This is a genomic window from Paracoccus marcusii (genome assembly GCF_028621715.1).
GTDB lineage: Bacteria > Pseudomonadota > Alphaproteobacteria > Rhodobacterales > Rhodobacteraceae > Paracoccus > Paracoccus marcusii.
In genome coordinates this window covers 2,400,342-2,420,070 of sequence record NZ_CP117466.1, presented here as the reverse complement: position 1 = coordinate 2,420,070, position 19,729 = coordinate 2,400,342, and the positions used below count along the sequence as shown (strand labels likewise).

Sequence of the window (19,729 nt, the reverse complement as noted above, 5' to 3'; positions counted from 1 at the left end):
GATTTCTATCAAACCATGCGCCGGGCCTCGCTCAGCAGCGCCTCCAGAACCGGGGTGTGCGGCTCCCGCCAGGGGGCGATCAGGCCCACGGCGTGGCCCGGTGCCGACCCTTCCAGCGCGATCAGGCGCAAGGGTTTGCCCTGCGCCAGGAAACCGGCGATATCCTCGGGCAGGATGGTCAGCCAGCCACCCGCCATCACATGCGACACCAGAACCACGGTCGAATTCGATTCCACCGTGGCCTGCGGCACCACGCCTGCGGCAGTCAGGGTGCGGTTGATGATACGGCGGTTCTGCATGTCCTGGGACAGAAGACACAGCCGCTGCCCGTCCAGATCAGACCACGCGACCTGCGCCTGCGCCGCCAGCGGGTGATCCTGATGCGCGACCAGCAGATAGCGTTCGTCGTACAGCGGCACGCTGCTGACCCGGCCCAGCGGTTCGTTGTCCAGATACGAGATGCCGGCATCCACCTCCAGGTCGTCGATCATCTGCAGGATCTCGGCCGAGGTGCGCGACAGGATGGTGAAGCCCACGTTCGGATGCGCCGCCCCGAACCGGGCGCTGATACGTGCGGCCCAGGTCAGCGCGGTGGGGATGACCGCGATGCGCAGCCGACCCGACAGGCCGTGGCGGACGGCCCGCATCTCGTCGCGCAGCTGGCGGGTATCGCCCACGATGCGCCGTGCCCAGACCAGGGCCTGCTGCCCCTCGGGTGTCAGCCCGCCATAGCGCGATCCGCGAAAGATCAGCAGGACGCCCAGGCTCTCCTCCAGCTGCTTGATCCCGGCGGACAGGGTGGGCTGGGTCACGCCGATGGTCGCGGCGGCGCGGCCAAAATGGCCCTCCTTGGCCACGGCCAGGAACATCTCCAGCTTGTCGATCATGCGCGGTCCCCCTTTGGCCCCCATCAGGCGCGTCCGGGCGGGCGCGGTCAAGGACTTGCCGCGCGGGCCGACGCGGGTCAGGGTCGGCGCATGACCGATATCCTGCTGATCCACGGGGCATGGCACGGCGGCTGGTGCTGGGACCGGACCGCGGCCCTGCTGCGGGCGCAAGGCTGGCGCGTGGCCTGTCCCGATGTCGCGGGCGACACCTTGGCCGCCTGCGCCGCGGCCCTGCCCTGGGCGCCCGTGGTCGTGGGTCATTCCCTGGGCGGCATGCTGGCCGAGGCGATGGACCCGGCCCCGCGGGTGCTGATCCACCTGTGTTCCTATCTACCGCTGCCGGGCGACAGCGTGGCGTCGCTGGACCGGCTGATCCCCGCGCCGCCCAGGAACTGGCCGCGCGACGACCTGGTGCGGCTGGTTCTGTCGCCACACGCCGCGCGGGCGATGCTGTATGACGATTGCGCCGACGCCGATCTGTCCCGCCTGCGGCCCCAGCCGGTCGGCCCGCTGCGCGACACGCTGCCGAGTCCGCGCAAGCAGACCACCCGCCACTATGTCCTGTGCGACCGGGACCGCGCCATCCTGCCTGCCGCGCAGTGCGCGATGCTGGACCGCGCGCCGGTCGATCACCTGCACCACCGGCCCTGGGGGCATTCGCCCTTCCAATCCCACCCGCAAGGTCTGGCCGACCTGATCGACGCGATCGCGCGCTAGGGTGCGGGGACGGCCACCACCGCCAGGCAGTCGCCGGTCTGCACCAGCCCCGGAAAGTGCCGCGCAGCCAGCAGGCCGGGGCGGTTCGCGCAGACCGTCACGGGCGCGATGCCGGTGCGGTCCACGGGCCAGATGCAGGCCAGCGGCTGCCCCTCGGCCACGTCCTGACCCAGATCGACCAGGGGGTGCAGCAGCCCGCCCTGGGGCGCGAAGTGGAAGCAGGCATCGTCGGGCATGTCCAGCATGCGACTGTCGTCCACCCCCTCGACCGGGCCGGACAGGATGCCCGCATGGCGCAGCACGTTGCGCGCCCCGCGCAGCGCGATGGACACGGTCGCCGCAGTGGCCGTGCCGCCGCCGCCCAGTTCCGTGGTGACGAAGACCTTGCCCTGCTGTTCCACGGTCGTGTCAAACATGCCCACCGCGTCGATTTCCCGCATCATCATCGACCAGGGTGCGCCAAAGGCCCGCATCGCGGCCACGCAGGCCGCCTGCTGATCCGCGTCGTCCAGGTAATGCGCCGCGGCATAGGGCAGGAAGTCCAGCGTCTTGCCCCCCGAATGGTAATCCAGCACCAGGTCGGCGGCGGGCACCAGGACCGTCGCCAGGTAATCCGCGATCTTCTGCGTGACCGAACCGTCGGGGCGCCCCGGAAAGGCGCGGTTCATGTTCACCCCGTCGATGGGGCTGACCCGCGTGCCTGCCGCGACCGCGGGCGCGTTCATCGCGGGCAGGATGATCACGCGGCCCATCACCTGCGCGGGCTCCAGCTCCCATGCCAGCTGCTGCAGCGCCAGGGGGCCTTCGTATTCGTCGCCGTGATTGCCCCCGGTCAGCAGTGCGGTGGGCCCGTCGCCGCCGCGGATCACCGTCAGCGGGATCATCACGCTGCCCCAGGCGCTGTCGTTGCGGCTGTAGGGCAGGCGCAGAAAGCCGTGATGCTTGCCCGGCGCGTCCAGCGGGATGGTGGGCGTGATCGCGGTCATCCCTTCACCAGCATCCGGCGCGGCAGGGTGCAGAACAGGTCGGGCGCGCCATCGGTGATGATGATCGATTCCGTCGTCTCGTACCCCCAGTCGTCCATCCACAGCCCGGTCATGAAATGAAACGTCATGCCCGGCTTCAGCACGGTCTTGTCGCCCCGGCGCAGCGACATGGTGCGTTCGCCCCAGTCGGGCGGATAGGACAGGCCGATCGGGTATCCGGTGCGGTTGTCCTTGACGATGCCGTGGCGGTCCAGCACCCGGAAGAAGGCGTTGGCGACATCCTCGCAGGTGTTGCCGGCGCGGGCGGCCTCCAGCCCCTCGTCCATGCCCTCCAGGACGGCCTTCTCGGCCTCCAGCATGGCGTCGGGGGGCGTGCCCAGAAAGATCGTGCGCGACAGCGGCACGTGGTATCGCTGATAGCAGCCGGCGATTTCGAAGAAGGTGCCCTCCTCGGGCTTCATCGGCTGGTCGTCCCAGGTCAGGTGCGGCGCGCCCGCATCCGGCCCCGACGGCAGCAGCGGCACGATGGCCGGATAATCGCCGCCATGCCCCGACCATTCGTCATAGCGCAGGCCCGCATCATAGATCTCGGCCACCAGGTCGCATTTGCGCATGCCGACCTCGACCTTGTCGGCGATGCGGCGGTGCATGCGCTCGACGATGCGCGCGGACTTGCGCATGTATTCCAGTTCCTTCTCCGTCTTGACGGCGCGCTGCCAGTTGACCAGCGACGCGGCATCCGTCAACCGCGCATCGGGCAGGCCCGTTGCCAGGCAGGCATGGGCCTTGGCCGAATACCAGTAGTTGTCCATCTCGACCCCGATGGTGCCCCGGTTCCAGCCCAGATCGGTCAGACGGGCGGCCAGGTATTCCATCGGGTGACGCTCGGTCGATTGGACGTAATGGTCGGGATAGCCGATGATCGCGTCCTCGGGCATCCAGACGGTACGCAGCGCGCCCTGCGCGTCCTGCCCGCGCCCGAACCAGACGGGCGGGCCCGACGGCCCGACGATCACGCATTGATGCACATAGAACGACCAGCCGTCATAGCCGGTCAGCCAGGCCATGTTGGACGGGTCGCTGACGATCAGCGCGTCCAGGCCCTGGCGCGCCATGCGGGCGCGGGTGCCGGCCAGCCGGGCCTCGTATTCCTCGGTCGCGAAACGTTCGGGCGTGCGTTGCAGTTCAGGCATGGGACGGACCTTGCGTCGGGGGGTGAATTACCAGCTGCGGGTGCGGAACAGCACGCCCGGCCCGCGACCCGGGATGCGCGCGCGGTCCAGCATCGCCCAGAACAGCGCCTGGTTCGAGGTGACCACCGGTTTGCCCAGCAGCCCCTCCAGCGTGTCGATCAGGTCCAGCGCGGGCAGCGCGGTGCAGGACATGAACAGCGCCTGCGCGTCGGGATGGTCGCTGGCCAGCGCCATCTCGGTGATCTCGGTCGGGTTCAGCATGGCCATGTCGCGGTCGTCGGCATGACCCATCGACGACCGGCGGACGACATCGATGCCATTGGACGCGAAATGATCGCCGACCAGGTCGGTCGTCGCCGCCAGATAGGGCGTCATCAGCGCGACCCGCGCCACGCCCAGCGCCGCGAACGCCCGCAGCGCCGCGCCCGCGGGCGTGGTCACCGGCGCGCGACCCCCGGCCAGCGCATCCATCGTGTCGCCCAGCACCGCCGCGGCGGAGGTGCAGCCGAAGCCGATGCCCGACAGCGCCACGCCCGGCACCAGCAGGTCCACCGCGTCACGCAGGCGCGGGCCGGTGGCGCGCAGGTTGTCCTCGGACGTGGGGTTGTCGAAGGCGATGCGCGTGACGTGCAGCCGGGTTCCGGGCGGCATCAGGCTGGCCGCGTCACCCTCGATCGTCAGGTCGGTGGCCAGGGCCACCAGCCCGAACCGGTTCAGATTGTCCTGCATGCGGCTCCCCTTACCCGTCGATGGACAGGTCGCGCAGGAACAACGCGATCTGCGGGAAAAAGATCAGCAGGACCGAAACCGTCAGCAGCATGATCACGAAGGGCGGCGTGCCGCGGATGACCTCCCAATAGGGCCGGCGGAACACCGCGATGGCCGTGAAGATGTCGCAGCCGAAGGGCGGCGTGGCGCTGCCGATGGCGACCTGCAGGGTGATGATCGTGCCGACCAGCACCGGGTCCAGCCCCGTCGCCTGCACCACCGGCGCAAAGATCGGCACCAGCACCAGGATCACCACGATCGGGTCCACGAACATGCAGCCGATGAAGAACGCGATGGAGATGGTGAACAGCACGCCATAGGGGCCCATGCCGTCGATGCCGATGCCGGCCAGGATCTCCTGCGGGATCTGGGCGAAGCTGATGACATAGCTGAAGGCCGCGCCGGCGCCGACCAGGATGAACACCACCGCGGTGATCAGCCCGGTCGATTTGGCGGTCGCGAACAGCTGGCGGGGCGACACCTGTCGAAAGACCAGCATCTCCAGCACCAGGGCATAAAGGACGCAGGCGGCCGCGGCCTCGGTCGGAGAGAAGACCCCGCCATAGATGCCGCCGATGATCAGCACCGGAAAGCCCATCGGCCAGATGGCCCGGCGCACGGCGCGCAGCCGGTCGGGCCAGGGCATGCGCGGTTCCGTCGGCACGTCGTGGCGCACCGCATAGACATAGGAGTAGATCGAGAACATCACCAGGATCAGCAACCCCGGCCCGATCCCCGCCAGGAACAGTTCCGCAATCGACGTGCCCGACACCACGCCATAGATGATCATGCCGATCGACGGCGGGATCAGGAAGGCGATGTCGGATGCGTTCACGATCAGCGCCAGCGTAAAGGAATCGCTGTAGCCCGCCTTCAGCAGACGCGGCCGCATCGGGCCGCCCACCGCAACGACCGTGGCCTGCGTCGACCCAGACACCGCGCCGAACATGGTGCAGGCCCCCGCGGTCGAGATGGCCAGCCCGCCCTTGACGTGGCCCAGAAAGGCCATGACCACGTCGATCAGGCGGCCCGCGGACTGGCCGCGGGTCATGATTTCGGCCGCGAAGATGAACATCGGCACCGCGATCAGGCTGGCGGGCTGGATGCCCGCGATGACCTGCTGGACCAGCGTCTCCAGGTGGCCGATGCCGCCGAATATCGCGACGAAGCCCACGACCGACGCGACAATCAGCGGGACCATCATCGGAAAGCCCAGCAGCAGCAGCACGATCATCGTGCCAAGGATGGCGGTGGTCATGCGTCGGCGTCCTTCTGCGGCAGGTCGTACCCGTCCCGCACGGCGGTCGACAGCCAGATGTCGGGGTCCCTGAGGTTCTTCAGCGCGGTCAGCGCGTATTGCAGGCCGGTCAGGAAGAAGCCGGCGGGAACCCAGACGATGATCCACCATTGCGGGATGCGCAGCGCGGGCAGAACCCTGCCCCGGCCCGCCTGGCTCATGACATAGGACAGCGCGAACCACGCCAGCACCAGCAGCAGCACCGCCGTCAGCGCCGATATCGCCACCAGCATCGCCTTGCGCGCCCTGGGCGGCAGCGCGTCGGTGATGGCCGACATGCGGATGTGGCGCCCGTGCCGCGCGGCATAGGACATGCCCGCGAAGGTCACCAGGACGATCAGCGCCTGGTTGACCTCCTCGGCGAAATAGAGCGAGCGGCCAAAGACGAAGCGGCCGACGACATTGGCGACGGTGTTGAACGCCATCGCCAGCACGCCGATCGCCAGGGCCACGGCCTCCAGCCGGGCGATGGCGCGGTCGGCCACGCCCAGGACGCCGGGCAGACCGGATTCGTACAGCGCATCGTCGATGTCGTCCTGCGCCTGCGTCGCCTCGGCCGCGGCAAGGATGTCCGGGTCGTCCGCCGGGCCTGGGGGCCGGTCACCTTTGGTCTCTGGCGTCATGGCCACCTGTCCATCATCGTTCGCTTAGGCGCCCCGCCCCACAGGACGGGACGGGGCACCGGGATCAGCCCTGGGCCGCGGCGGACAGGTCCGCCTTCATCTGGTCCAGGACCTCCTGTGCGCGGGGACCGCCGATCTCCAGGAAGGTCTCTTCGACCTGGGCGGCGGTGTCGCGGAAGGGCGCGCGCTGCTCCTCGGTCAGGGTGGTCACGGTGACCTCGGGGCGGTCGGCGGTGATCTTCTCCAGCGACGCCTCGGTCAGGCCCTGCTGATATTCGATGATGTGGTCGAACGCCGTCTTGGCCGCGTCGCGGACCACCTGCTGGTCCTCGGGGGACAGGCCCTCGAAGAACTCCTGGTTGGCCATCAGCGCGGTGGTGAAGTTGTTGTGGCCCAGCCGGGTGATGTGGTCCTGGACCTCGTACATGCGGGTGGATTCGATGAAGAAGGCCGGGTTCTCCTGCGCATCGACGATGCCGGTCTGCAGGCCGCCATAGACCTCGCCCCAGGGCAGCGGCGTCGGCGTGGCGCCGAAGGCCTGATAGCTGCTGACCAGCAGCGGGTTGGTCATCACCCGCACCTTGACGTCGTCGAAATCGGCCGGCGCCGCGATGGGCCGGTTCGAGGTGACCATCACCTCGCCCTCGGGGTACATGCTCAGCAGCTCCAGTCCCTGCTGGGCGTACAGCTCGGGGAAGATCGTGTTGATCGCCTCGGAATTGCGGAAGAAGGCGAACAGCTGGTCGTCATCCTCGGGCAGCAGATAGGGCACGAAGAACACCTGCGCCTCGGGGATCAGCGATCCGGTGAAGCCGGGCGACTGGTTCACGAACTGCAGAATGCCCGACTGGGTCTGTTCCATGATGTTGTCGGATTCGCCCAGCGTGCCAAAGGGGAACAGCTGGACCTCATGGTCGGAATTGGCCTCGACCTCCTCCTTGAACTTCTGGGCATAGACGCCCTGGACCTCGTCCAGCGCCTCCTCGAAGGCATAGCGCCAGGTGTCGGCCATGGCGGCCCCCGATCCCAGGATCAGGGCGGTCAGGCTGGCGGTGGCAAGGCGGAATGCGGGGCGGGTGGTGATGGTCATGATACCTCCTGTTGGGGCGGGCCCTGCGCGCGGATCGCACGGGCCCTTCTGCGGCAGGATTCGGACCTTTCGGACCGTTCCGATTGGACCCGATGGTTCGGGACAAGCGGAATCCAAGTCAATTGATGTATTAAATCATGACAATTCTGACCGCGAGAGTCAAACAGGTCGCTCGATTGTCCTGCCCTCAGCCCGGAAGAACTGCCGAGACGATGCGCAGCGCCTGTTCAAGATCGCGCGTCGTGGCCCCGCCCAGCGACACGCGCAGCGCCGGCCCCTGGGGCAGGATCGCAAAGCCCGCGCCGGGCGCCAGCGCGACCTGGTGGGACAGCGCGGTGGCCAGGGCCGCGCCTTCGTCGGTGCCGGGGTCCAGCGGCATCCAGCGGTGCAAACCGTGCAGGAACCCCTGCGCACGCTGGCCCAGGACGCGCACCGCCAGCCGGTTCCTTGCGGCCAGTTCGCTGCGCTGCGCCGCCAGCAGCGCGTCGGCCGTGCCGCCGGTGATCCAGTCATGCGCGATCTCGGCCATCAGGGGCGTGGCCATCCAGGCCATCGACAGGTGCCGGTTCAGCGCGGCCTCTGCCATTTTTTCGGGCATCGCCAGAAAACCCAGGCGCAGCCCCGGCGACAGGCATTTCGACAGGCCCGTGAAATAGAAGCTGCGCTCCGGCGCGAATCCCGACAGGGCGGGCGGGCGGCGCGGCGGCATCGGCCCCGTGGGGTCGCTTTCCAGGATCATCAGCCCGGCTTGGGTCGCGGCGCGGGCCAGGGTCTCGCGCCGGTCTCGGTCCATCACCCGCGCCCGCGGCCCCCCGCCCGAGGGCAGCAGGAACACCGCCTTCATCCGCCCGCCCGCCGCCCGCGCGGCCCGGATCAGCGCGTCGGGGTCCATGCCGTGTTCGTCATCGGGGATGCCCTGCAGGCGCAAGTGCAGATGCTGGGCCGCGGGCCGCAGCGTGTGGCAGGTGGCGGATTCGGTCGCGATGATGTCACCCGGCAACGCCACGCATTGCAGCGCGACGAACATCGCAGGCGTGGTCCCGTTGGTGATCAGGATCCGCTGCGCCGGGACCACCATCCCGCAGCGCGCCAGCCACGCCGCGGCCATGCCGCCATACAGCGACATCGTCTGGCGCGGGCGGAAGGACAGCATCGCCGGATCGGGCAGACGGTCCGACAGGCGCAGCAGCGTCTCGCTCCAGGCCGTGCGGATCTGGGGCAGCGCCACGGGGGTCATCATCGACAGGTCGATCGGGGGGCGGTCAGTGGGCGCGCGGAACCACGGCACCTCGATCGTCTCGCGCGGGCCGGACCGCACGAAGCTCCCGCGCCCGACCTCTCCCGAGATCAGGTCGGCGCGGATCAGCTCCTCGTACGCGCGGCTGACGGTCTGGACGCTGACGCCCAGCTGCCAGGCCAGGTCGCGATGCGGCGGCAGGCGCGTGCCGGGCGGCAGGCTGCCCGCGTCGATCGCCGCGGCGATGCCCTGGGCCAGGCTGCGATAGGCGGGGCGGGTGATGTCGGTGCGTCTCAGGGGCCAGTGGGACATGGGGTGCAGGATCGCCCGCCGCGCGCGGATTGACAAGCGGGCCGCGCGGGGGAACATGCGCGCCATGATCCCGCCCCGCAGCCTGCGCCTGGACGACCGCGACATCGCCATCCTGGCGGTGCTGTCGCGCGAGGGACGCATCACCAAGACCGAACTGGCCGCCCGCGTGAACCTGTCGCCCACCCCCTGCTGGGACCGGATGCGGCGGCTGGAACAGGCGGGCCTGATCCGGGGATACCGCGCCCAGATCGACCTTGCCGTCCTGGGGCCGCATGTGCAGGTCTTCGTCACGGTCGAGCTGGACCAGCACCGCAGCGAAAGCTTTCAGCGGTTCGAGGCGGTGATCGCGCGCATGGACGCCGTCACCGGCTGCTGGGCGATCGGCGGGGGGTTCGATTACCTGATGTCGGTGATCGCCCCCGACGTGGCGGCGTTCCAGGGGGTCATGGACGGGCTGCTGGACAGCGGCGCGGGTGTCAGGCGCTATTTCAGCTATATCGTGACCAAGCCGGTCAAGGATCAGCCCGCCCTGGGCGCCATGCTGGAACATAATCGGCTTGAGGGCTGAAGTTCAGGGATTTCCTCGGACAGGACCCATCGGATCAGAGGAATCTTCGGGCCCCACCGCCCTATCCTGCCCCCAGCAGGAACAGGAGCGATGATGCTGACGAATGACGAACTGGCCCGTTGGGACCGCGAGAGCTTTTTCCACCCCTCGACCCATCTGGGGCAATTCGCGCGGGGCGAGGCGCCGCAGCGCATCGTCACCGGGGGTGAGGGCTGTTACATCACCGACCGCGACGGCAACCGCCTGCTGGACGCCTTTGCGGGCCTCTATTGCGTGAACGTGGGCTATGGCCGCCCCGAAATCGCGCAGGCCATCGCCGATCAGGCGCATCAGCTGGCCTATTACCACGCCTATGCCGGCCACGGGTCCGAGGCCGCGATCACCTTGGCGCAGATGGTCATGGACCGCGCGCCGCAGGGCATGGCGCGGGTCTATTTCGGCCTGTCGGGGTCGGATGCGAACGAGACGAACATCAAGCTGGTCTGGTACTACAACAACATCCTGGGCCGCCCGAAGAAGAAGAAGATCATCAGCCGGTGGCGCGGCTATCACGGGTCGGGCCTGATGACCGGATCGCTGACAGGGTTGCAGCTGTTTCACGCCAAGTTCGACCTGCCGCTGGACCAGGTGATCCATACCGAGGCGCCGTACTATTTCCGCCGCCCCGATGCGGCCATGTCGGAATCGGACTTCGTCGGCCATTGCGTGGCGCAACTGGAGGCGCTGATCGCGGAACACGGCGCCGACACCATCGCGGCCTTCATCGGAGAGCCGGTGCTGGGCACGGGGGGCATCGTGCCGCCGCCCGCGGGTTATTGGCCCGCCATCCAAGAGGTTCTGGACCGCCACGACATCCTGCTGATCGCGGATGAGGTGGTGACGGGCTTTGGCCGGTTGGGAACGATGTTCGGGTCGGACCATTACGGCATGCGCCCCGACCTGATCACCAGCGCCAAGGGCCTGACCAGCGCCTATGCGCCCCTGTCGGCCAGCATCGTGGGCCAGCGCGTCTGGGACGTGCTGGCGCGCGGCACGGACGAGAACGGCGTGATGGGGCATGGCTGGACCTATTCCGCCCATCCCATCGGCGCGGCGGCCGGGGTGGCGAACCTGAAGCTGATCGACAGCCTGGGGCTGGTCGGGAATGCGGGCACCGTCGGCGCCTATCTGAACGACCGGATGCAGGCGGCCCTGGGCGATCACCCCCATGTCGGAGAGGTGCGCGGCGAGGGGATGCTGTGCGCGGTGGAACTGGTCGCGGACCGCGATGCCCGGCGCTTTTTCGACGCGTCCGAGGGCACGGGCGCCAAGGTCGTGGCGGCGATGCTGAAGCGCGGCGTGATCGCGCGGGCGATGCCGCAGGGCGACATCTTGGGCTTTGCCCCGCCCCTGTGCCTGACGCGCGAGGAGGCCGACCGGATCGTCGCCGTCACGACCGAGGCGGTCGCCGAGGTGTTGGGCTGAATTGCGTCCCGCGACGGCGGGGGGATTTCACATCCCCCCGCACCCCCCTGTGGCGTCGTGCGGCCGCGTCGGTGGCGGAGGGCTGATCTGTTCGGGCAGGTCGATGTCGCGCAAAAGGCCCGGCGCGGGAACCTGTCTGGACGGCGCCAGATCGCGCAGCAGCCGACCCGCGCCCTGATCCCCGGTCAGCTGTGCCAGCCGGGGCAGCCAGTCGCGCGGAAAGCAGGCGGGGGGCAGGGGCGCGATGCCGTCATGGCTGCAGGACGGCAGACCATCCGCGGCCAGGCTGACGATCTGCGTCAGATGCGCCGCGGTGACGTCGGGCATGTCGCCCAGCGCGATCAGCAGGCGGTCAGGAGTGCCGGCCGCGGACAGGCCCGCGCGCAGGCTGTCGGACTGCTGACCCTGCGCGATCAGGACGATGCGGAAGCCATCCAGCAACGATGCCAGTGCGGGATTGGCGATGACGGCGATGCGGTCGTCCAAGGGAGTGGCCCGCATCGCCTGCGCGGCATGCGCCACAAGCGGCATCCCCGCGACCGTCGCCAGCAGCTTGTCCGACAGACCGAAACGGCGCGAGGCGCCAGCCGCCAGAAGCAGGCCGGTGCAGGTCACGCTGTCAGCACCTCGTAGGCGGCCAGGATCTGGGTCAGGGCCGAGGCCACGATCAGGCGCGGATCGCGGGCCGGGCTGACGACGCCGATGGGCCCGGTGATCCGGTCCAGCGTCACCAGGTCGAACCCCTGTTCGGTCAGTGCCGCCAGCCGTGCCGCCTGCGCCCGCCGTGACCCCAGCGCGCCGATGTAGAACGCCTCTGACCGCAGTGCGCGGGCCAGCGCGGGCAGTTCGCGGTCGTGGTCGTGAAACAGCGTCACCACGGCGGTATGCGCATCCGGCGTCGCGTCCTGTCCCATCACGGGCATGTCCATCGCCGCGACCAGGGTGCTCAGGGCCTGCGCCTCGTCCCCCTCTCCGTGGATCTGGAACGCGGGAGGCGGCGGCAGGACCAGGGAAAAGTCATCAGGGTCGGGATCGCCCGCGCGGCAGGGCGCACCGGTGCGCAGGTTCACGCACCATCTGCCGGTCCGCCGGCGGATGCGGTCGTCCCAGATGGCGCCCAGCCAGTCGGGGTCGGGCTTATGGATCAGCGCGATCTGCACCGTGCCGCCGCAGGGCAGCGGCAGATCGACGGGGCCGCCCACGCCATAGGTCAGCCGCGTCACCGGGCCGGGCGCGTCCAGATGCGCCGCGATGTCCGCATCGATGCATCCCGCGCCCAGACGGCCCACGCGACCGCCATCGGGCCACAGCGCCATCATCGCGCCGGGGCGGCGGGGAAAGCCACCCTTGGCATCGGTCAGCATGGCCAGCGACCCGCCGGGACGGCGCAGCAATGCCTTGACGGGACAGTCGGCGGTGGCGGTGATGGGGGCGGAAATCGACATGGCGCAGGCTTTCGGCAATCGGTGCTGGCAGCCTAACGCAGTCGGCCCGATTTGGATGCCGAAAAAGCGACCAGGATGGTCATTCCGGACAGGGTTGTCCGGCTGCCCCCCATTTCAGCACGTCGTCGATATGCGCCTGCAGGCCGAAGGGCGCGGGTTCGCGGCCACCGCCGGGCGCGAAACCCCAGGCCACGAAGCCGCCGTGACTGGCATCGTCGCGCAGGTGTTCGGCCAGCTTGACCCAGTCGCGCCCGCCGTTCCGCTGCGGGTCGCGCAGCTGGCGGCACAGGGCGGGACCGTCCAGGCCGAACCATGCCATCTGGACCGGGGGCAGTTGCCAAGGGATCATCGCGTTCGGTGCCTGATGCGGATCCAATTCCAGCGTCGATGCGGTGATGTGGCAAGTGGCGCAGGGCAGCGTCTCGACCCCCATGCGGCTGTCGCCGCCGCTGACATGCATGCCGTGCGGGCGGGGTTCGGGATATTCGGGACCGGACCACATGGGCAGGTGATCGGGCCCGACATGGCAGTTGGCGCAGCGCGGATGCGACACGACCTGCCGCACACGGTCCCATGCCGCCAGACCGTCGGCGGTGCTGACCGATCCCGCCGCAGGCGGAGCGACGATCGAGGGCATGACACCCTCGGCCCAGGCCGGTCCGGTCATCAGCAGCAGGGCCAGCAGACGCATCATGCGAACCGCACCCCCCGGGCAAAGGGCAGGTCGCGCAGGCGCAGGCCCGTCGCGGCGAAGATCGCATTGCCCAAGGCCGCAGCGGCGGGCGGAACGCCGGGTTCGCCCAAGCCCCGCAAGGGGCCGTTCTCCAGCAGGCGGACCTGAACGGCGGGGGCCTGGTGCATGCGCAACCCCTCGTAGGCATGGAAATTGGTCTGATCGGGGCGGTGGTCGCGATAGGTCAGTTCGCAGTTCATCGCATGGCCCAGCCCGAACAGCATGCCGCCCGACAGTTGCGCATCGGCATTCACCGGGTCCAGCACGATGCCCACATCGGCCACGGCAAAGGCCTGGGTCAGGCGGATGCCCTGCGGTGTGTCCTGAACCTCGACCACCTGGGCACAGGGCACGCCGAAGGACAGGCAGAACGCCACCCCCCGCCCGCGCCCCTGCCCCGCGTCGCGGCCGGTCCAGCCCGACAGGTCGCGGACCCCCTCCAGCACCGCGCGCGAGGGGGCGTGGTCGCACAGGCGCAACAGCCCCTCCAGCGGGTCGATGCCGGCCTGCGCGAACATCTCGTCCAGGGCGGTGCCCAGGAAGAAGCCGTTCGACGATGCGCCCACCGACCGCCAGCTGCTGACCGGCACCGATTCGGGCGCGCGCAGGCCCGTCACGCGGAAATGCGGGATCGCAAAGGGCTGGTCCCATGCGCCGGTGGTGATGCTGAGGTCGGGACCGGGCGGCGCGCTGGCCACGCGCCCGAACCAGGAGGCGATGACCGACGGGCTGGCCACCGCCAGGTCCAGCGCCTGCACGCCGTCCGCGGTCACGCGGCCCCGGACGCGGGCGATCTGCGCGGGGCGGGGCTGGTCATGGGCGAAATCCTCCTCGCGCGACCAGGTCAGCTTGACCGGGCGACCGGGGACGGCCATCGCGATCTGGACAGCCTGGGCGATGAAGTCGATCTCCAGCCGGCGGCCGAAGCTGCCGCCGATCATCTGGTTCTCCAGCCGGATCGCGGTTTCGGGCAGGCCGGTCAGGGCGGCGGCGCGGGCGACCGCGAAATCGGGGACCTGCGTGCCGGCCCAGATGGTGCAGGCATCGTCCGTCACCAGCACGGTGGCGTTCATCGGCTCCAACGGCGCATGGGCCAGGAAGGGCACGCGGTATTCGGCGGTGAAATCGCCGGGGCCGATGGCCGCATCCACGTCGCCATCGTCCCGCTTGCGGCTGTCGATGTCGCCCGCGTCATGGGCGGCCTGCAGCGCGGCCCAGATCGCCTGCTGATCGCCCGCCGTATCGGGGGCCGCAAATTCGACGTCCAGCGCCTGCGCGGCCCGCATCGCGGACCAAGTGTCGCGCGCCAGAACCGCGACGCCCCCGGTGATCGGCAGCACGCGCAGGACGCCGGGCAGGCCTTCGGCGGCGACGGGGTCCAGCCGTGCGACCGTCCCGCCCCAGGGCGCCATCCGCACCGTCGCGTGCAGCATGTCGGGCAGGACCAGATCGATCCCATAGACCTGCGTGCCGGTCGATTTCGCGACCACGTCGGCGCGCGCCATCGGCTTGCCCAGCCAGCGCCACTGCGACCGGTCGCGCAGCACGACCTGGGTCACGGGGGGCATCGCGGCGGCGTCGCGTGCCAGGTCGGGATAGGGGATGCGCGTGCCGTCGGGCAGGATCACCGCGCCCTCTGCGGTGTTCAGATCGCCGCGGTCCAGCCCGTGGCGCAAGGCGGCGGCCTGCTTCAGGGTCTCGCGCGCGACGGCGCCCGCCTGGCGCAGCTTGTCGAAGCCGTCGGTGGTCGAACTGGACCCGCCGGTCATCTGCCAGCCCAGCAGGCGCGCGGGAATATCGGCGGCGCCCCGTGCGGTTTCGGCCAGCCAACCGGTATCGGTCGGCGCAAAGGGCATGAAATCCGAGATCAACGCGCGGTTATAGTACGTGGCGCTGACCGGGCCCGGCACGATGCGGGCGGTGGCGGGGTCGATGTCCAATTCCTCGGCGATCAGGGCGGCTTGCAGCCAGCGGGCGCCCTGCCCCTTGTCGGCGCGCGGCGCGACCAGCGTGACGCCATCCGCGTCGATCAAGACATAGGGGTTCAGCGCCCCCGCATCCCTCCCCGCAAAGGGATCCGGCAGCGGGCGCGCATAGCGCCAGGCGCCAAAGGCCACGCCCCCGGCCACGGCGACCGATCCGATCAGGAAACCCCGCCGCGCGATGCGCCCCACGCGCGGCATCAGGCAGACCCGATGCGGATCGCCGCCGACCGGATCGCCGCGCGGATGCGAGGATAGGTCGCGCAGCGGCACAGGTTGCCCGACATCGCGCGGTCGATGTCCGCGTCGGACGGGTCGGTGTTCAGGGCCAGCAGGGACGCGGCCTGCATGATCTGGCCGGACTGGCAATAGCCGCATTGGGCGACCTGCTGCTCGATCCAGGCGGCTTGGACCGGGTGCGGGTCGTCTGGCGTGCCCAGCCCCTCGATCGTGGTGACCTCTCCTGCCACGTCGGCCAGGCGGATCTGGCAGGCGCGCACCGCCATGCCGTCCATGTGCACCGTGCAGGCCCCGCATTGCGCGATGCCGCAGCCGTATTTCGTGCCGGTCAGGCCCAGCAGATCGCGCAGCGCCCACAGCAGCGGCATCTGCGGGTCGGCGTCCAGGTCATGGGTGTTTCCGTTGACGATCAGTCGCATGGACGCAATCTGCCGCAGCCCGCGGCGTCGCGCAAGCGGGCGCGTCCATGGCAAAAGGCCGCCAGTCCTTGCGGATGGCGGCCCTTGCACAGTCGGACGGGAAGATCTTACTTGATCTTGCCTTCCTTGTATTCGACGTGCTGACGCACGACCGGGTCGTATTTCCGGACGGACATCTTTTCGGTCATCGTGCGGGCATTCTTCTTGGTCACATAGAAGTGGCCGGTGCCGGCGGTCGAGTTCAGCCGGATCTTGATGGTGGTCGGCTTCGCCATGGTTGTTGCTCCTGCTTCGGGGCAATCGCGCGCCGCAAACCCCGTGGAATTCTTATCGAAGCCGCCTTTTAGCCCCGCAGGTGGCGGAGTCAACCGCCAAAGCCGCGGATCGGCACGAAAACATAAGCCTTGGTCGCAGAAAACGGCGCGCGGACGATAAACGCCCCGCGCCATGCAAAACGCCCCTGGCAGGAAGCCGAGGCGCTGGTCAGTCCGTCGATGTCGGGAAAGAAGTGGCAGCCCGTAGGGGAGTCGAACCCCTCTTTTCAGGTTGAAAACCTGACGTCCTAACCGATAGACGAACGGGCCACTTTCTGTCCGCTGCCAGTCTTCCCTGGCGGCGTGAGGCGGTGTTTAGGCAAAGCCGCGAGAGGCTGCAAGCCAAAAAAACGGACCTGCCCGAAAAAAATCGCACGCGGCCCTCAGGCCCCAAGAAATCCTGCGAAAATAAGCCACAAGGGCAAGGTCAGTGCCGCAAGGACAGTCTGCCAGGTGAAGATCGCGGCATAGAAATCGGCGTCCCCGCCCATCTGGCGCGCCAGGATATAGCCGACGGGCGCCCCCGGTGCGGCCGTTGCCAGCACGCCCGACGCGACCTGCCCCGCAGGCAGGCCGATGACCAGCGCGGCGGCCAGGAAGATCACCGGGCACAATGCCAGCCGCAACCACACCCCCAGCCACAGCGCCGGGTCGCGCTGCCACAGGCGCGTGGGATCGATCCCCGCCCCCACCGCCAGAAGGCCCACGGCCAGCGCCCCCTGCCCCAGCCAGTCCAGCGGCGACAGCACGACCGCGGGCAGCGCGACGCCCGACAGGTTCAGCGCCAGCCCCGCCGCGCAGGACAGCACCATTGGGTTGCGGCCGATCTCGGCGCCGATGCGGGCCGTGGCCCCCGCGGGGCGCGGCCCGTCCGACAGCAGCGTCAGCGCCACGATGGCCGAGATGTTGAACGCCGGGATCAGGAACGCAAAGGCCACCGCCAGGTCGCCAAGCGCCTGTCCGCCCAGGCCCTGGGCCGCGACCGCCAGGATCAGCAGCGAATTGAACCGCAACGCGCCCTGGAACAGCGAGCTGCTGCGCGGCCCGGTCTGATCCCGGCGCGCGGCCCAGATCAGCGCCAGCGCTCCGGTCACCGCAAAGGCCAGCGCCATCGCGCCCAGATAGGGGCCAAGCCGCCCTAGGGACAGCTCTGACCGATAGATCGACGTCAGCAGGATCGCCGGGAACAGCACGCGGTATCCCAACTGCTCTATTCCCGGCCAGCTGGCGGCGGGAATCAGCCCGCCCCGCCGCGCCAGATGGCCCAGCAGGACAAGGGCTATGACGGGGATGACGGCTAGGGCTGCTTGCATGGGGACCTTTCGGCCGTGCGTCTTGCGGCCTTTCGCGCGGGGTTGTAGACCCGCGGCCAACGAAAGGAAACGTCATGTCGATCACCGAGGATCAGGCCCGCAAGGTCGCCCATCTGGCGCGCATCGCGGTCGATGATGCCGCCCTGCCCGCCCTGGCGCGCGATCTGTCCGGCATCCTACATTTCATGGACCAGCTGAACGAGGTCGATGTCGAGGGCGTGGAACCCATGACCGGCGTCACCCCCATGCGCCTGAAGCGGCGCGAGGATGTTGTGACCTCGGGCGGCATGGCCGACAAGATCCTGTCCAACGCCCCCGACGCCCGCGAGGGGTTCTTTGCCGTGCCGAAGGTGGTGGAATGACGAACGCGAACCGACTGACCATTGCCGACGCGCGCGACGCGCTGCGCGCAGGCGAGCTGACCGCGGTCGAGCTGACCGATGCCTGCCTGGGCGCGATCGACGCCGCGGGCGCGCTGAACGCGTTCGTGCATCACACCCCCGACATGGCGCGCGACATGGCCCGCGCCGCCGATCAGCGCATCAAGGCGGGCGACGCCGCGCCGATGACCGGCATCCCGGTAGGCGTCAAGGACGTCTTTTGCGTCAAGGGCGTGCCGTCGCAGGCCGGCAGCCGCATCCTGCAGGGCTTCACCCCGGAATACGAATCGACCGTGACGCAGAACCTGTGGAACGCGGGCGCGGTGATGCTGGGCAAGCTGAACCAGGACGAATTCGCGATGGGTTCGACCAACGAATCCAGCTGCTATGGTCCGGCGGTGAACCCGTGGCGCGGGCCTGACGGCGCGCAGCTGACCCCGGGCGGCAGCTCGGGCGGTTCGGCCGCAGCCGTCGCGGCCGATCTGTGCTTGGGCGCGACCGGCACCGATACGGGCGGATCGATCCGCCAGCCCGCGGCGTTCACCGGCACGGTAGGGCTGAAGCCGACCTATGGCCGGGTCAGCCGATGGGGCGTCATCGCCTATGCCTCCAGCCTAGACCAGGCGGGGCCGATGACGCGCACCGTGCACGACGCCGCGATCATGCTGGGCGCGATAGCCTCCGCCGATCCCCAGGACAGCACCTGCGCCGACCTGCCCGTCCCCGATTTCGAGGCCGCGCTGACCGGCGACATCCGTGGCAAGCGCATCGGCATCCCGCGTGAATACCGCGTGGACGGCATGCCCGACGCCATCGACGCCCTGTGGCGTCAGGGGGCCGAGATGCTGCGCGATGCGGGCGCCGAGATCGTCGACATCAGCCTGCCGCACACGAAATACGCCCTGCCCGCCTATTACGTGATCGCGCCCGCCGAGGCCTCGTCGAACCTGGCCCGCTATGACGGCGTGCGGTATGGCCACCGCGCCACCCTGGGCAAGGGCGACGGCATCACCGAGATGTACGAGAAGACCCGGGCCCAGGGCTTCGGCCCCGAGGTCCAGCGCCGGGTGATGATCGGCACCTATGTGCTGTCGGCGGGCTTCTATGACGCCTATTACAACCGCGCCCGCCGCGTGCGCGCGTTGATCAAGCGCGATTTCGACCAGGCCTTTGCGGCAGGCGTCGATTCGATCCTGGCGCCCGCGACGCCCTCGGCGGCCTTCCCGCTTGGCTCGGGCGACAAGGGCGATCCGGTGCAGATGTATCTGAACGACGTCTTCACGGTGACGCTGAACCTGGCGGGCCTGCCCGGCATCGCGGTGCCGGTGGGACAGGACGCGCAGGGCCTGCCCCTGGGCCTGCAACTGATCGGTCGCCCCTTCGAGGAGGGCGATCTCTTGAACCAGGCACAGGTGCTGGAACGCGCTGCGGGATTTGTGGCCAAGCCGGATCGCTGGTGGTAACGTCCGCGAAACGGACCGATGGAGGCGTCATGCGCGGCTGGTGGATGATCGGGGTGCTGGCGCTGGCCGGATGCGGGGAACATCGGGGCTGGAACCCGAACTATCAGTTCGAGGCCGACCGGTACGGCCAGTACCGCACCGCACGCGAGGCGGCGCTGGTCACCGGCACGACCCCGGCCGCGACGATCCCCATCGCCCTGCCGGTCCAGGCGCCCACCGGCGCGCAGATCGCGGGCTCGGACCCCGTGCCGATCCCGCCCACGATGGGCCTGCGCATCCGCCGACCCGCGCCATAGGG

The 19,729-nt window shown here is 69.3% G+C and carries 21 protein-coding genes and 1 tRNA gene; 6 read left to right on the top strand and 16 right to left on the bottom strand.

Translation table 11 applies throughout. From position 1 onward, the window contains the following. Positions 1-8 precede the first annotated feature (8 nt). Positions 9-887, bottom strand: a complete 879-nt coding sequence (locus PRL19_RS11945; RefSeq protein WP_139597519.1) for a LysR family transcriptional regulator — start codon at positions 885-887, stop codon at positions 9-11. Positions 888-977: 90 nt separating this feature from the next. Between PRL19_RS11945 and PRL19_RS11940 the strand changes: the two genes are divergently transcribed. Further along, a complete protein-coding gene (locus PRL19_RS11940) occupies positions 978-1,604 on the top strand; it encodes an alpha/beta hydrolase (protein ID WP_273743102.1) in 627 nt (208 codons plus the stop codon). On the opposite strand, the gene doeB is transcribed toward PRL19_RS11940, so the two are convergent. The 7 genes from doeB to ehuR all read right to left on the bottom strand — a co-directional run bounded on the left by doeB (position 1,601) and on the right by ehuR (position 9,176). Continuing rightward, entirely contained in the window at positions 1,601-2,590 is a 990-nt protein-coding gene (gene doeB, locus PRL19_RS11935) for a N(2)-acetyl-L-2,4-diaminobutanoate deacetylase DoeB (protein ID WP_127898323.1), read from the bottom strand. The genes PRL19_RS11940 and doeB overlap by 4 nt on opposite strands. Continuing rightward, a complete protein-coding gene (gene doeA, locus PRL19_RS11930) occupies positions 2,587-3,783 on the bottom strand; it encodes an ectoine hydrolase DoeA (protein ID WP_273743101.1) in 1,197 nt (398 codons plus the stop codon). Before doeA ends, doeB begins: the two co-directional genes overlap by 4 nt. A gap of 27 nt (positions 3,784-3,810) precedes the next feature. Beyond that, positions 3,811-4,512: a maleate cis-trans isomerase family protein gene (locus tag PRL19_RS11925; protein ID WP_273743100.1), complete on the bottom strand. Its 702-nt coding sequence runs from the start codon at positions 4,510-4,512 to the stop codon at positions 3,811-3,813. Positions 4,513-4,522: 10 nt separating this feature from the next. Then, positions 4,523-5,809, bottom strand: coding sequence for a TRAP transporter large permease (locus tag PRL19_RS11920; RefSeq protein ID WP_139597514.1), 1,287 nt, complete (start codon positions 5,807-5,809; stop codon positions 4,523-4,525). Continuing rightward, positions 5,806-6,471 carry a TRAP transporter small permease gene (locus tag PRL19_RS11915; protein ID WP_273743099.1) on the bottom strand — a complete coding sequence of 222 codons (666 nt, stop codon included), beginning with the start codon at positions 6,469-6,471 and terminating at the stop codon, positions 5,806-5,808. The genes PRL19_RS11920 and PRL19_RS11915 overlap by 4 nt, the downstream gene beginning before the upstream one ends. Before the next feature lie 64 nt (positions 6,472-6,535). Next, on the bottom strand, positions 6,536-7,561 hold the full coding sequence (locus PRL19_RS11910) for a TRAP transporter substrate-binding protein (protein ID WP_139597512.1): 1,026 nt from the start codon (positions 7,559-7,561) through the stop codon (positions 6,536-6,538). Between the two features lie 187 nt (positions 7,562-7,748). Then, a complete protein-coding gene (gene ehuR / locus PRL19_RS11905) occupies positions 7,749-9,176 on the bottom strand; it encodes a MocR-like ectoine utilization transcription factor EhuR (RefSeq protein WP_164871416.1) in 1,428 nt (475 codons plus the stop codon). Here ehuR and PRL19_RS11900 point away from each other — a divergent pair. Continuing rightward, positions 9,175-9,678, top strand: coding sequence for an Lrp/AsnC family transcriptional regulator (locus PRL19_RS11900; RefSeq protein ID WP_273743098.1), 504 nt, complete (start codon positions 9,175-9,177; stop codon positions 9,676-9,678). The two genes, ehuR and PRL19_RS11900, sit on opposite strands and share 2 nt — an antisense overlap. A gap of 93 nt (positions 9,679-9,771) precedes the next feature. Next, complete coding sequence (locus PRL19_RS11895; protein ID WP_273744504.1) at positions 9,772-11,142, top strand: aspartate aminotransferase family protein; 1,371 nt, start codon at positions 9,772-9,774, stop codon at positions 11,140-11,142. 27 nt (positions 11,143-11,169) lie between these two features. Here PRL19_RS11895 and PRL19_RS11890 read toward each other — a convergent pair whose 3' ends face one another. From PRL19_RS11890 to PRL19_RS11855, 8 genes are all read right to left on the bottom strand, one after another. Beyond that, positions 11,170-11,757, bottom strand: coding sequence for a nucleotidyltransferase family protein (locus tag PRL19_RS11890; protein ID WP_273743097.1), 588 nt, complete (start codon positions 11,755-11,757; stop codon positions 11,170-11,172). Then, on the bottom strand, positions 11,754-12,587 hold the full coding sequence (locus PRL19_RS11885; RefSeq protein WP_273743096.1) for an XdhC family protein: 834 nt from the start codon (positions 12,585-12,587) through the stop codon (positions 11,754-11,756). The genes PRL19_RS11890 and PRL19_RS11885 overlap by 4 nt, the downstream gene beginning before the upstream one ends. 79 nt (positions 12,588-12,666) lie before the next feature. After that, positions 12,667-13,281 (bottom strand): hypothetical protein, encoded by a 615-nt coding sequence (locus PRL19_RS11880; protein ID WP_273743095.1) that lies wholly within the window; start codon positions 13,279-13,281, stop codon positions 12,667-12,669. After that, entirely contained in the window at positions 13,278-15,503 is a 2,226-nt protein-coding gene (locus tag PRL19_RS11875; RefSeq protein ID WP_273743094.1) for a xanthine dehydrogenase family protein molybdopterin-binding subunit, read from the bottom strand. The genes PRL19_RS11880 and PRL19_RS11875 overlap by 4 nt, the downstream gene beginning before the upstream one ends. Next, the gene (locus PRL19_RS11870; RefSeq protein WP_148911769.1) at positions 15,503-15,961 is read right to left on the bottom strand and encodes a (2Fe-2S)-binding protein; all 459 of its coding nucleotides are present in this window, start codon (positions 15,959-15,961) and stop codon (positions 15,503-15,505) included. Before PRL19_RS11870 ends, PRL19_RS11875 begins: the two co-directional genes overlap by 1 nt. Positions 15,962-16,068: 107 nt before the next feature. Next, positions 16,069-16,236, bottom strand: a complete 168-nt coding sequence (gene rpmG / locus PRL19_RS11865) for a 50S ribosomal protein L33 (RefSeq protein ID WP_042244479.1) — start codon at positions 16,234-16,236, stop codon at positions 16,069-16,071. Positions 16,237-16,470: 234 nt separating this feature from the next. Then, positions 16,471-16,545, bottom strand: a tRNA-Glu gene (locus tag PRL19_RS11860). A gap of 113 nt (positions 16,546-16,658) precedes the next feature. Beyond that, entirely contained in the window at positions 16,659-17,588 is a 930-nt protein-coding gene (locus PRL19_RS11855; protein ID WP_273743093.1) for an AEC family transporter, read from the bottom strand. A 74-nt stretch (positions 17,589-17,662) separates the two neighbouring features. On the opposite strand from PRL19_RS11855, the gene gatC reads away from it, so the two are divergent. Genes gatC through PRL19_RS11840 form a run of 3 tightly spaced genes read left to right on the top strand, consistent with a single transcriptional unit; the run spans position 17,663 to position 19,727 of the window. Further along, positions 17,663-17,950: an Asp-tRNA(Asn)/Glu-tRNA(Gln) amidotransferase subunit GatC gene (gene gatC / locus PRL19_RS11850; RefSeq protein WP_042244485.1), complete on the top strand. Its 288-nt coding sequence runs from the start codon at positions 17,663-17,665 to the stop codon at positions 17,948-17,950. Beyond that, a complete protein-coding gene (gene gatA, locus PRL19_RS11845) occupies positions 17,947-19,431 on the top strand; it encodes an Asp-tRNA(Asn)/Glu-tRNA(Gln) amidotransferase subunit GatA (RefSeq protein WP_273743092.1) in 1,485 nt (494 codons plus the stop codon). The genes gatC and gatA overlap by 4 nt, the downstream gene beginning before the upstream one ends. Positions 19,432-19,460: 29 nt before the next feature. After that, positions 19,461-19,727, top strand: coding sequence for a hypothetical protein (locus tag PRL19_RS11840; protein ID WP_127898309.1), 267 nt, complete (start codon positions 19,461-19,463; stop codon positions 19,725-19,727). Positions 19,728-19,729 lie beyond the last annotated feature (2 nt).